Source organism: Rothia terrae (assembly GCF_014705925.2).
GTDB classification, from domain to species: Bacteria; Actinomycetota; Actinomycetes; order Actinomycetales; family Micrococcaceae; genus Rothia; species Rothia terrae.
The window spans coordinates 1,821,564-1,834,933 of record NZ_CP061539.1 but is presented as its reverse complement, the minus strand read 5'-3'; the positions used below and the strand labels follow the sequence as shown (position 1 = coordinate 1,834,933).

Genomic DNA, 13,370 nt, shown 5'->3' with positions numbered 1-13,370 from the left:
CTAGTTTTCAGCTGCTCATCTTAGGATGAAAGCTCTGACTCTAGTTCCACAGACGCTATGTACTAGAGTATGGCTAGTTAGAAGCGTGAAAACTGAGACCGTAGGGGCGCAATGGGCATCTTGCTATTTATTATTGGTGTCATCATCATGGCAGTGGCGATTGGTGCATCGATCGGTTTGCATGAGATTGGGCATCTTGTGCCCGCCAAAAAGTTTGGCGTTCGCGTGCCTCAGTACATGATTGGCTTTGGTAAAACCCTGTTTTCTGTTCGCAGGGGAGAAACCGAATACGGGTTCAAGCTGATTCCGCTGGGCGGCTATATTTCAATGATTGGAATGTATCCGCCTGCAAAAACCGGTGAGGGACTGCGCACCAGTACCACCGGCCCCTTTAGTCAGCTCATCGAGGACGCCCGTGCGGTTGACCACGAACGCATCAGCGAAACCGATGAGAACAGGGTTTTTTATAAGCTACCCATTTATAAGCGCATCATTATTATGCTGGGCGGACCGGTGATGAACCTACTCATCGGCGTAGTGTGTGTAGCGATTTTGATTCTTGGTTTTGGTAGTGCACAGCCCACCACCACGGTGTCATCGGTGAGTCAGTGCGTTAAAACTGTTTCATCGGAGCAGGAGAATAATGCTACCGCAGCGTGCGCTGAGAGCGACCCGAAAGCCCCAGCCGCTGCAGCCGGTCTAAAAGCTGGAGATGTAATCACCCGTTTTGCGGGGCAAGATATTTCAAGCTGGAACCAGCTGACCGATGAAATTAAAACTCACGCCAACCAGAGCGTTGAGGTGACCGTGCTTCGTGACGGTAAAACTGAGAACCTCACCATCGAACCGATGCTCACTGCGCGTCCTGTGATGAATGAGACGACCGGAACCTATGAGAAAAATGAGGACGGTAGCTACAAGACCACCGATGTTGGCTTTATTGGTGTCTCCCCGTCAACCGAGCTGGTGCCCGGCACTGCCGGAGATATTCTGCCGACCGTTGGGGAGCAGATGAAGAGCATCTACTCCAGCGTCCTCCGCCTGCCCGCGCGTGTTTTTGAAACCGCCAGGGTGCTGGTGACGAACGGTGAGCGAGGCGTTAATGGCCCCATGTCAGTTGTGGGTGTTGGGCGCATCGCCGGAGAGATTGCATCCACCGACCAGATTAATCTCAAAGAAAAAGCAGCCACGCTGGTGTCGATGATTGGCACGCTCAATCTTTTTCTTTTTGCTCTCAACCTTGTGCCGTTGCTACCTCTTGACGGTGGTCATGTACTCGGCGCGCTGTGGGAAGGTGTTCGTAAGTTGTTTGCGCGCTTGTTTGGGCGACAGAATCCGGGACCGTTTGATGCCGCTAAGCTCCTGCCACTGACATTTGTGGTTGCAGGTGCGTTCGGGCTGATGTCGCTGATTCTCATTACCGCAGATATCTTCAAGCCCATTACTTTGCTGTAGAAAGCTAAGCCGCGAACTCTAAAAACTAAGAAATGAGCTTCACCAATTGCTGGTGATGATGCTCAGGCAGACAATGGGCAGCAACGACATCTTGTGCGATGTTCTTGTTGCCCATTTTTGCCGCGAATACCATACCCATGGTAATCCCGTGCTCAGGTCTATCGTGAAAAACAATGTCGTGCTTGGGTTTGATAATTCCAGGTGCGATAACCCTGGCATATGCCCCGCAGTCACCGTGAGCAGCGAAAGTTTTCACCCAGCCCTGGCGCTCAAGCCACATTGCAAAGGTTCTGCATGGCTGTCGTGGCACGCTCACTTCGAGAACGGCTGTGCCTACTGAAAATCGCTGATTGATTAAAACCTCCGACCAGTTCACTCCAACAGTTGTAAGGTTCTCACCAAACATTCCGTTGGCGTAATTCACGCCCCCTTGCTCAGACCAGAAATCTAGTTCTTCGCGCGCAAAGATATAGACCGCTTTGTCGGCGCCACCATGATGCTTTGCGTTGCCCACCAAGTCGCCTTCTACTCCTGACCCGTCACCGTAACGCGGGCCTGGCGCAAAAACGCTAATGGAGTCGACCGCTACCTTGTGAATTCCGGTGGGGCGATGCGGCTGATCAGGTGCGGGAAAAGGACGCGCGATATTAGTCGACACAATATGAGGGGTGGTTGTTCTTACGGGGGTCTCAAGGCTCATATACGGCATTGTAAATGTGCCTGTGGTGAAAGAGTCGTAGCTTCGTCTTCTTAAAATCGAGCCAACTGGTGCACAATAGAAGTTGACTCAATACGTATGCTTTGTGGCTACGTATAAAAATACTTTTGGAGGAACGCTTTGACCTCGGTCAATCTAGGAATGCCTGCACCCCCGCCGCCCGTTCTGGCACCGCGTCGTAAGACCCGCCAGTTCAACGTTGGTTCAGTTGGCGTTGGCTCAGAATCGCCCATTTCAGTGCAGTCAATGACTACCACCAAAACTCACGATATTGGTGCTACTTTGCAGCAGATCGCTGAGCTCACCGCAGCCGGTTGCGACATTGTTCGCGTGGCATGCCCCACCGATAAGGACGCAGAGGCTCTGCCTATTATCGCTCAGCAGTCACAGATTCCTGTCATTGCTGATATCCACTTCCAGCCCAAGTACGTTTATGCTGCTATTGAAGCTGGATGCGGCGCTGTGCGCGTTAACCCCGGTAACATTCGTAAGTTTGATGACCAGATTAAAGAAATCGCACAGATGGCTAAAGACCACGGCACCTCAATCCGCATTGGTGTGAATGGTGGTTCTTTGGACAAGCGTTTGCTGGAAAAGTACGGACGCGCTACTCCCGAGGCTCTCGTTGAGTCTGCTGTGTGGGAGGCATCCTTGTTCGAAGAACACGGCTTCCACGATTTCAAGATTTCAGTCAAGCACAATGACCCCGTCGTCATGGTTGAGGCATACCGTCAGCTGGCAGCAGCCGGCGACTGGCCCCTGCACCTGGGCGTGACTGAGGCTGGCCCCGCCTTCCAGGGCACCATCAAGAGCTCCACCGCATTTGGTGCTCTACTCTCTCAGGGCATCGGCGACACCATCCGCGTCTCGCTGTCTGCACCTCCCGTTGAAGAGGTCAAGGTTGGTTCGCAGATTCTCGAATCTTTGAACCTGCGCCCGCGCAAGCTCGATATCGTTTCTTGCCCCTCATGCGGTCGCGCTCAGGTGAACGTTTGGGAGCTGGCAGAAAAGGTCACCGAAGGTCTTGAAGGCATGAAGGTTCCGTTGCGCGTAGCCGTTATGGGTTGCGTTGTAAACGGTCCCGGCGAAGCACGCGAAGCAGACCTCGGCGTCGCATCCGGCAACGGTAAGGGACAGATCTTCGTCAAGGGTGAAGTTATCAAAACCGTTCCCGAAGATCAGATCGTCGAGACCCTGATTGAAGAAGCTAACCGTATTGCTGGCGAGATGGAAGCAAGCGGCGAATACGTTCCCGAAGGCTCTCCGTCAGTTAACATCAGCTAATACGCATTTTCATTCATCGCAGAGGCCACCGGCACATCTATGAAATCTACACCTACGCGGTCGCAGACCGTCAGCATTCGTCCGCTCACTCATGAGCACCGGCAACAGCTGTGTAGATTGATAGATCGTGACCCGGTGGTCTCTGTTTTTAACGCCGAACACTTAGCGAAGTTCGGTTTACCCGATGCTCAACGGGCTACACGCATGCGCTCGCCCTTTGGTTTTATGGGGATTTTTGAAGCACCGAACGATGCTGCGGCTCCGGCAGAAAACAGCGCACTGGCTTTGGGGGCAGCTATTCCTCGTGCTTTGCGTCAGATGGCGCAGGTATTCGCGCGTCCTCTCCCTTTCTCGCCCGAATCTGTGGTGAATACTCAGGACGCCCCTGCCGATTCCATCGCGCCAGTTGAAGAAAAGCTGGTGGGTGCTTTCTGGCTGGGCGGAAACTGCGTCCCGGTGGATATTCCTGAGCAGTATATTCCCGATGTAGCGGCCTTTATTTCTCAGCATCATCGTCAGATCGCATCTATCTTTGGTGCGGCAGATACCGTACTGCCGCTGTGGGAAAAAGCAGAACCCGCCTTCAAAAATGTGCTCGATATTAGGGCACAACAACCACTCTTATACCTTCCGCCGCAACGAACCATCAGCCACTCACGCGACCTTTACCGCCCGGGCTTGCCCGCACCTCAGATCTCTAAGGGCGTGCGCTTTGCCCGAGAGTCTGACAACAAGACCTTGCTGCAAGCATCCGTAGCAATGTTCACCGAAGAAGTGGGCTACGACCCGATGACTCGCGATTCTATCGGCTATAAGCGACGCGTCCACGATTTTATTGCCGAGCGCAGAACCGTAGTGGCAGTCAACGCCGAAGACGTTGTCGTCTTCAAAACCGATGTGGGCATCGCAGCTGGTGACGTCTGTCAGCTTCAGGGAGTCTGGTTGCACCCTGCTTATCGTGGCTTCGGGCTTTCCGCCCCATTGCTTGTTCAGGCCTGTGAGCTGTTACGGCCTCGGTATCCCCACATCAGCTTGTACGTGAATGACTACAATGTGCGAGCCCGCGCGCTCTATGCCCGCGTAGGTTTTGAGCAAGCAGATACTTTCGCCACCGTCCTCTTTTAATTGTGGGCGATTGTGTGGTGCGTGCTACATAAGTGGCTACATGCTTTTGGTCTAATTACCCCGTGAATAAATCTAAAGTAAGGTCTAGAACCACGTTCAACCACGCACAAAAGGCCAATCATTATGCCCACATTGATGCACCGTGCCGCATCCGTAACTTTCGGCGCGGCCTTGCTTATCTCAGCCCTCTCAACCGGAGCAGCACACGCTGAAAACTCAAGCGAAACTGCCATTCAAGATATCTCAGCACACGTTCAAGTTCTTGGCGCTGACTACGGAGCAGCCACAGACGACGTTCACTGCTACAACAACGGAGCATGCGAACAAAACTATGAAAAAGCCCTGGTCACATGGAGCGCTCGCACCGGCGCTCACGCCATTCTCAGCCCTCACCGTGTTGACGCTTTCAAACTCGCAGGCGGTACAGAAAAGCTCGGTGCTCTTGAATCCGAATTTTGGCAAAGCGCATACTGCGGTGAATCGGTCACCACACTCGACGGCACTCACCGTTTCATGATTGTGGTGGATTCAGGCACGCAGGCTGGCTCATACCTATCCCTCGATGGGGTGGACGCTGAAAAATGGCACGCCACCCGCGCCGAAACTAAAGCATGTTTTGCTGATAATGCTGCAGTGCACGATCCTTCACTGGGAATCTAGCGCTTTATAGACTGACACGAGAATTGGGGTCTCGTAGTTTTCCCGTTACCTCACGGCTCACCACCTGCCGGTAACGGGGTAAAGAGTGCATCACACGATGGGCTCTTACGCAAAATAGGGGAAAAATGAAAAACACATACACAATCACAACGTCTGCGCTAGCACTTGCAACGTTGGCGATGACAATTACACCGGGTACAGCTCAGGCTGCTACCTTCCGTCAGAATCCAGATGCAGGCATCACGAAAGTCTGGCAGCAGAACCCTGGCAAGTACGGGCAGCCGACCTCCAACGAGGAATGCGTGACCGGCGCTGGCTGCGCGCAGACCTTTGAAAACGCAGTAATCACGTGGAGTCGTACCACCGGTGTGAAGGTTCTCAACGGTGCTGAACGAGCAGCCGCTTATAAAGAAGCAGGCGGCATTGCCGTTCTGGGTGCTCTTGAATCTGATGCGTGGAACCACAGCTTTTGCGGTACCTCTGTCACCACCTACAACGGCAAGAACCAGAGCCGTTGGCTGGTAGTTCTAGAAGACGGTAAATCCACCGCAGGTAAAGCCCTCGATTTGAACTCTGAAGCGGGCAAAAAGTGGAAAGCAGAACGTGACCAGACACGTGAATGCTTTGATACAACGGGCGATAACCCCGCTCCGGTCGAAGACCCTAAGCCCACTCCGGTAGCTGAAGAAGTACCTCAGAAATACGTGGACGAGGTTAACTCATTGGCAGAGGGCTATAAAAACGAGCTACTTGGGGAAGTTACATCGCCCTTGAAAAAAGAAGCTGACCAGCTTTGGGTACAGCGTCACGAGCACGCATCCATCGTCTACAACGCACGCGATGGCAAGGTCGAACTCATCGAAACAGCAGCTCTGGATTACGCGCTGCAACACCTTGACCAATTCGGTCTACCCACCCACAGCTTTATGGACGGAACTGGTGAATACACGTATATTCTGACCACTTTCACCAAAGATAATTTGCATCAGTACCAGTTCCGTGTGCAGAACTATAAGCGACTAGTTTATGCGCCCTATACTGCAACAGCAGCAGAGCCGAACAACTTTAAATGGTCTTCACCTGTGGTGATTGGTGACTTCACTAACCCGCGTCCTGCGCCTGCTCCTCAACCTACGCCGCAACCGACTACTCCGGAGGGCTACGTAAAGCCGACTGTTCCAGTTACTCCGAATAACCCCAAGGACGCGACGAAGAGCGATATTGAGAACGCGGCTCTTACCATCGACAAGTTGGTATCCTCAACCACCGAATTCACCCCTTCACAGCCTGCTGGCGAAGTAACCCACCGTAGCGGTGTTTACTACACCCAGGATTTCGGTAATAACATCTCAGCAATTTACAACGCTGAGCAAAATAAGGCCATCTGGATGAACACCGATGCTGTGACTGAGTACCTCAGCGACGCTAAGAGCTACGGTTCATACCTGTGGTACAACGACATCACCACTGAAAACGGTGCTACCACCATCCAGGCGGTAGTCATGAGAGTCTCAGAACTTAAGCAGAATTACGAGGATGACGGTTCGATTTTGTGGACTGATCCCACCTCTCATGCAATGTTCTACTTGCCGTTGTCGCTGGATTGGAACAACGGTGCGTACATGATGTACCACGGTCAGAACCCCGAGCTTCTTAGCGGCTTCCCCGATGAAGTAACAGGTCGTGTGTACGACGCTAACCTTCCTGTTGACACGACTTTCGACTGGTCGCAGGCTGTCTTCTTGAAGCTTCCGGGAGTTCTGTGGGCTGATGATGCGGAAGGTAACCACTGGTACATTCAGGCAACCGCTGATGGTAAGCCGCTACCCGGTGCTAAGCCCGTGCAAGCAAACATGCTGCTTGAAAGCGAAGCGCTCTCAGACCGTCCTCGTTTCTCAGCGTATGGCGACTGGGCATTCGGCGATGAGTACAAGATGTACAACAACATGTCTATGCTGGGTGCTCCCGTCAGCGAAGCAGTGGAGGGCGTGGACGCTAACGGCGATGCTTACTTACAGCAGGAGTTCGAAGGCGGTACCGCTACTTGGTACAAGGGCACTGAGTTCGTGAATGCCAGCTTGAATGAGCGTGGCGAAGCTAAAAAGGCTTGGTACGACTCACTCAACCTGTAACCGATTGAGCGGATGCTAAGAACCTGTTTTTTATAGAACCTTTGTTGCTGTGAAAAATAGGTTGTCTTAGCTACTTTTCACTGAGCTTGTTCTTGGCAAGCTCTGACGGGGTTAGCCGCCTCGCTGGTTGGCTCTTCACACACATCGAGGACGCGAGACGAAGGCGCTCGCGTCCTCGACGAATGAGTGGTCGGGGTAAGACTTCTCTTCTTGTTTCTAGGGGAAACCATGAGAAATAAAAATACATTTTTTGCGTCTGCAACCGCCGCGCTTGCCGCAGCATCCAGCTTGGGTTTGATGCCCGCAGCATCGGCGGCTGATATCTACATGAATCCGAATGCTGCTATTACTAAGCAGTGGCAGAAGAATTCTGCAACTTATGGTAAGCCGCTTGCTAAAGAGGTTTGTGTTACCGGCGCTGGTTGTGCGCAGCAGTTTGAAAACGCTGTGATCACGTGGAGCCGTAACACCGGTGTGAAGGTTCTCAGCGGGGCTGAGCGTGCTCAGGCTTATGTGGACGTTGGCGGTGTGAAGACTTTGGGCGCGCTGGAGTCTGATGCCTGGAACAATAGCTTCTGCGGCCCGTCAGTGACTACATTTAATGGTTCGAATTCTAGCCGTTGGTTGTTGGTCGTTGATGAGGGTAAGGCTTCGGTTGGTTCGAAGATTGATTTGAATTCTGATGCTGGTAAGAAGTGGTTGGCTGAGCGTGCCCAGACCAAGCAGTGTTTTGACGCCGTGGCAGAGACCCCTACACCGACTCAGACTGATTCAGTAGTTACTCCCGCCCCAGAGATGATTATTGATGGCGTTGACTGGACTCACTCCATGACAAACCGAGGTCAACAAAGTCGCTGGCTCGTCCGCGAGGGCAAAACATATGTGATTGCTACTGACGATGAAACTAATATTCTTCCTAGCGCGACCGCCTACGAAGTTCCTTGGATGGGCGTTGCATCAAACGCTACGAATCTTTGGCAGAACCCATCCCCGTCCGTTGAATTTACAGCAGGTAGCAATAATCAATTTGCTATCATCGGTTACCCCGTTGCCGACGCGGTGTGGGATGGAGATACCGCGGTCCAAGAATTCAAGTACGGCACAGTCTCTTGGACTCAGGGCAAAGAACCTACTGTCAGACTCAATGTGGAGGGCGCACAGCGTCTGATCGATCTTGAAACTTATTTTCCCGATATCAAATTAGAGAAAAAGGATGATCGATTTTATGTAGCGGAGAGACAATACGGATATGAAAACAAGGGGTTCTCTGAATATTATGTGTTCGATACCCAGTCGGGAAATATGGCGCATCTTTCCCACGCGATCTACGAAAACTACATGGCTAGCCCCGAGAAATTTGGGGCAATCGATTCTTCTTTTACTAATCCAAATAACTCCTATCATTCAGCTAGCTTCAAACTGAATGATTCACAAAGCATTTCAATGGTAGACGCGGGCACATCTGCGTTCTATACAGTTTTCTACACCGTTGAAACTACGACTACAGCAGCAGACGGTACTCAGCACACTGAAACCAGCGGTAAGCATATGGCAAGTACCTGGGTTCCTCAAGACCCTGCAACTGTGGATTGGAGCCAGGCTTACTATGAACCACGACAGGGAGCGTTGGTTTACACCGATGAACTGAGTGTTCTCATTGTGAAGGCTAATGCGGATGGCACTGCTCCTGCTGAGGGTGCACCTGTCTATCGTTCGCACTTACTAGGTGCGCAGAAGAGTTTGCAGACAATCGGTACATGGACTCAGTACGCTGAGTGGGCTAATGGATACTGGGGCGGTGAAGCTACAGATGCAACCGCTTTAGGTCTTCCGATTGCTGACCCGGTTCTCACCAGTAAAGATGGAGTTTCCTACGAAACTCAACAGTTTGAGGGTGGAACCATTACGTGGCGAATGCTCTCTGAAGATTACGCGAACGTGGATCAGGCAACAATTACTTTGAACGAGATTGGGCAGGCCCGACTCGGTCAGTAGCGGTGCGTTCACAATGTCTAAAGACGCGGCACCTTTTCTCTGCCTTTGAGGAAAGGCGCCGCGTCTTTGTATCTTCTGCTCTTGTAACAACAGCAATATTGATTGAACCGACGATACGGTTTTAGGACGTTCGGGTTCTCAGCTAGTTCTTGAGCGCGGTAGAATACTAGAGATTATGCCCTCGCGGCGCTGAGTCAGCGTTAGGACGCGGGGGAGTACCCGAGACAGAACGGAAAGATCTACGGTGGCTCTTCGCCTTTCAAACCTTTTCCTGCGCACTTTGCGTGAAGACCCGGTTGACGCCGAGGTTGCAAGCCATAAGCTGCTCGTTCGAGCAGGCTACATTCGTCGTGCCGCACCCGGTGTGTATTCTTGGTTGCCCTTGGGCCTGAAGGTTCTGAGCAAGGTCGAGAACATCGTCCGCGAAGAAATGAACGCTATTGGCGCTCAGGAAGTTCATTTCCCAGCTCTTCTTCCGCGTGAACCGTACGAGGCAACCAACCGTTGGGACGAGTACGGCGATAACCTCTTCCGTTTGAAGGACCGTAAGGGAGCGGACATGCTGCTGGCTCCCACTCATGAAGAGATGTTCACTCTTTTGGTGAAGGACCTGTACTCGTCTTACAAAGACTTGCCGGTGTACCTCTACCAGATTCAGACCAAGTACCGTGATGAGGCACGTCCCCGTGCTGGTCTGTTGCGCGGCCGTGAATTCATCATGAAGGACTCCTACTCCTTCAACATTGACGACGAAGGTTTGGACGAGGCATACCTGGCTCACCGTGCCGCTTACCAGCGCATCTTCGAGCGTCTCGGTCTTGAAATTGCTATCGTCAAGGCACAGTCAGGCGCTATGGGCGGCTCCCGTTCAGAAGAGTTCTTGCACCCCACTCCCGTCGGTGAAGATACCTTCGTGCGTAGCGAGGGCGGTTATGCAGCTAACGTTGAGGCTGTGACCACCGTTGTTCCTGAGCCCAAGGATGCGTCCAACACTCCCGCGGCACAGGTGCACGACACCCCGGATTCACCGACCATCGAAACCTTGGTTGATCAGTCCAATGCACTGCACCCGCGCGATGACCGTGCGTGGACCGCTGCAGATACCCTCAAGAACGTTATCGTTGCTGTCATCGACCCGCAGGGCGAGCGTCGCCTGGTGGCTATTGGTCTGCCCGGTGACCGCGCAGTTGATATGGGACGCGTTGAGGTTAACATCGGTTCACTGCTGGGTATCGGCGGCGAAGTTGAGGTTGAAGCTGCAACCGACGATGACCTGAAGAAGTTCCCACAGCTGGTCAAGGGCTACATTGGCCCCGGCCTCACCCCGGATGAGAAGTTGCTGGGCGCAGAATCTGCAACTGAGATTCCTTACTTCCTCGACCCCCGCGTCGTTGACGGCACCGACTGGATTACCGGCGCAAACGAGTACGGTAAGCACGTCTACTACCTGGTGGCAGGACGTGACTTCACCGCTGACGGCGTGATCGAAGCATCCGAGGTGCGCGAAGGCGATCCTGCACCCGATGGATCCGGCCCTCTTCAGGCGGCACGCGGCATCGAGATGGGCCACATCTTCCAGCTGGGACGCAAGTACGCTGAGGCACTGGGACTTAAGGTTCTTGACCAGAACGGCAAGCTACAGACCGTGACTATGGGCTCCTACGGTGTAGGTGTGACCCGTGCGCTGGCAGCAATTGCTGAGGGCAACCACGATGACAAGGGCCTGATTTGGCCCCGCAACCTTGCTCCTGCAGACGTTCACGTTGTTATTACCGGCAAGGGTGAAGAAATCTTCTCGTACGGTGATGAGCTGGTGGCTGAACTCGAAGCACAGGGCCTTGAAGTCATGGTGGACGATCGTCCCAAGACCTCGCCCGGTGTAAAGTTCGGCGACGCTGAGTTGCTGGGCGTGCCCACCATCGTTGTCATTGGACGCGGTTACAAGGACGGCAAGCTGGAACTCAAGGACCGTCGCAGCGGTGAAGCTCGCGATATTGAGGTAGCTCATGCTGCCGCAGAAATCGTGGCTGAGGTACGCGGCTAAACCTTCCCGTATAGATTCATAGGCAAGACCCCGGGTTCGAAGGAACCCGGGGTCTTTTGACAAGGCAAAACAAGTGTAACGTTAGCGACCTACTGAAAGAGGCACGCCAGCCGACTTCCCTTGAACGCAAGCCATGAGCCAGTTGTTTGGCGAGTCCCCTCTACCAGCGCCCATATTTGCTTTCCGTCATACTCCGCCACAAATTCTTGGCCGGCGCGAGCATCCGGTATTTTGGGGTGCATGGAAGCTCTTGACCCCACTACCATCGTTTTACTCGTTATCGCCGCTCTCTTTGCAGGCTGGGTAGACGCAGTAGTAGGTGGCGGAGGGCTAATTCAGCTTCCCGCAGTACTGCTGGTGCCGGGTCTTTCTCCGGTCCAGGCGTTGGCTGTCAATAAGCTGAGTTCTTTCATGGGAACTCTGACTAGCGCAATTACGTACTATCGCAGAACCACTAGCGATATTAGAACTGCCTTGCCAATGGCAGCGGTAGCGCTGGTAGCGAGTTTTTGTGGCGCAGTTGTTGCCGCTGTGATTCCTGCCGAAGTCTTTACCCCCATCATCATGGTGGCGCTCTTTGCGGTGTTGCTTTTCACTATTTTTAAACCGAACGCCGGTGAGCTGACGGCTTTGAAATTCTTAGGTAAAAAGCACATCATTTTTGCGTTGATGATTGGTGCGGGTATTGGCTTTTACGACGGCATTTTGGGACCGGGCACCGGCTCGTTTTTGATGATTGCCATGATGACTGTGCTGGGCTATTCCATGTTGCAGTCGGCGGCTCAGACAAAGATTGTTAATACTGCAACCAACTTGGGTGCGCTGATTCTCTTTGCGTTAGGCGGGCATCAGGTGTGGATGCTGGGCTTTGCGATGGGGATTGCGAATATGCTGGGCGGTTATCTGGGTGCCCGCACCGCGATTTCTCGCGGCACCGGTTTTATTAGGGTGCTTATGATGTGCGTGGTGAGCGCACTGATTCTCAAGCTTGGCTACGATTTAGTTTTTTAGAATTCGGTGGCGGCGAGTACGGCGTTGGCACGGGCACTGCGGAAGTTTTCTCCGCTGAATTTCTCATCGCCCAGGAATGCTAGAGCATTGTCGTGAATACGAGTTTCTAGAGAGTCGAAGGAAGCGCTGGGGGAGTCGTTCGACAAGTCATAGCCGGGGAGTTGTGCGATAGGCGCTACTGCACATTCGGTGCTGGTTCGCAGGTTTTCGCTGATATTTTGTGCTTCTTGGCCCTGCGATTCGATGCGCTGCGCGAGCGCGCTATCGGTGTTCTCTACATCGGCGCGAGCATTTGTTACGGAAGCTAGGTAGCCCGCGGCGTCCAAAGACTGCACGAGGGCGGTGAGGGAGTCTGTGCCTTCAGCGGTCTGCTGGTCCTCAGCGTTTTTCTCTTCTGCCGGGCAGGTAGCGTTCGAAGCGGCATCCTTAACGGATACGAGTGCTTGAGAAGCGCTGAAGCCGTTGAGCTTCTGGGTATCGGCGAAATCGAGCCACTGCGCCGTGAAATCTGTCGCTAGGGCGCGTGCAGATGCGTCAGAGGAATTCACAGAAATATCGGTTGCTGACGAGATGGCGTCAGTGATGCCGGAGCTTAAACCGTCGGATGCGTGAGCCTCCACATCGGTAAATGCGGCGTCGGGAAGCTGAGATTTTTGTTGGTTGAGCATTTCATCGAGACTTTTTTTCGCCTGTGTATCGCTGATAGCAACAGATGAAAGGTTCTCAATCTGCTGAGCAAGCTGACGCTCATCGGCAAGCTGATCCTGAAGCGACTGTTTTTTCTGCGTTGAAAAAATACCAGTGGCCAGCAAAATTACCGTCAACACAGCCAAAACTGCTGCTACTAGACTCCAACGATTTCGCACCGCGTCCCTCACCTTCATCAACCTGTGAACCAGTATTCACCATACACGCTGAGAGCAAAGAGCCGCTGTGCCAACTCTAA

Annotated in this window: 10 protein-coding genes; 8 read left to right on the top strand and 2 right to left on the bottom strand. The window is 53.1% G+C overall.

Annotation, left to right across the window (positions count from 1 at the left end; all coding sequences use genetic code 11):
• The first annotated feature begins 111 nt into the window (after positions 1 to 111).
• Positions 112 to 1,455, top strand: a complete 1,344-nt coding sequence (locus IDM49_RS08405) for a M50 family metallopeptidase (RefSeq protein ID WP_190724179.1) — start codon at positions 112 to 114, stop codon at positions 1,453 to 1,455.
• Between the two features lie 25 nt (positions 1,456 to 1,480).
• On the opposite strand, the gene IDM49_RS08400 is transcribed toward IDM49_RS08405, so the two are convergent.
• On the bottom strand, positions 1,481 to 2,155 hold the full coding sequence (locus tag IDM49_RS08400) for an MOSC domain-containing protein (protein WP_190724178.1): 675 nt from the start codon (positions 2,153 to 2,155) through the stop codon (positions 1,481 to 1,483).
• A gap of 138 nt (positions 2,156 to 2,293) precedes the next feature.
• Here IDM49_RS08400 and ispG point away from each other — a divergent pair, with 138 nt between their 5' ends.
• The 7 genes from ispG (at position 2,294) to IDM49_RS08365 (ending at position 12,424) form a co-directional block, all read left to right on the top strand.
• Positions 2,294 to 3,457 (top strand): flavodoxin-dependent (E)-4-hydroxy-3-methylbut-2-enyl-diphosphate synthase, encoded by a 1,164-nt coding sequence (ispG, locus tag IDM49_RS08395; protein ID WP_190724177.1) that lies wholly within the window; start codon positions 2,294 to 2,296, stop codon positions 3,455 to 3,457.
• A 39-nt stretch (positions 3,458 to 3,496) separates the two neighbouring features.
• On the top strand, positions 3,497 to 4,582 hold the full coding sequence (locus IDM49_RS08390) for a GNAT family N-acetyltransferase (RefSeq protein ID WP_193836649.1): 1,086 nt from the start codon (positions 3,497 to 3,499) through the stop codon (positions 4,580 to 4,582).
• 123 nt (positions 4,583 to 4,705) lie between these two features.
• Positions 4,706 to 5,242, top strand: a complete 537-nt coding sequence (locus tag IDM49_RS08385; RefSeq protein ID WP_190724175.1) for a hypothetical protein — start codon at positions 4,706 to 4,708, stop codon at positions 5,240 to 5,242.
• A 125-nt stretch (positions 5,243 to 5,367) separates the two neighbouring features.
• Entirely contained in the window at positions 5,368 to 7,374 is a 2,007-nt protein-coding gene (locus IDM49_RS08380) for a hypothetical protein (protein ID WP_190724174.1), read from the top strand.
• 228 nt (positions 7,375 to 7,602) lie between these two features.
• Positions 7,603 to 9,369 (top strand): LGFP repeat-containing protein, encoded by a 1,767-nt coding sequence (locus IDM49_RS08375; protein WP_190724173.1) that lies wholly within the window; start codon positions 7,603 to 7,605, stop codon positions 9,367 to 9,369.
• Positions 9,370 to 9,613: 244 nt separating this feature from the next.
• Positions 9,614 to 11,413, top strand: a complete 1,800-nt coding sequence (locus tag IDM49_RS08370) for a proline--tRNA ligase (RefSeq protein ID WP_190724172.1) — start codon at positions 9,614 to 9,616, stop codon at positions 11,411 to 11,413.
• Positions 11,414 to 11,653: 240 nt separating this feature from the next.
• On the top strand, positions 11,654 to 12,424 hold the full coding sequence (locus IDM49_RS08365; protein ID WP_403214094.1) for a TSUP family transporter: 771 nt from the start codon (positions 11,654 to 11,656) through the stop codon (positions 12,422 to 12,424).
• Here the strand turns inward: IDM49_RS08365 and IDM49_RS08360 are convergent.
• A complete protein-coding gene (locus IDM49_RS08360; protein WP_190724171.1) occupies positions 12,421 to 13,290 on the bottom strand; it encodes a hypothetical protein in 870 nt (289 codons plus the stop codon). The genes IDM49_RS08365 and IDM49_RS08360 overlap by 4 nt on opposite strands.
• Positions 13,291 to 13,370: the final 80 nt, after the last annotated feature.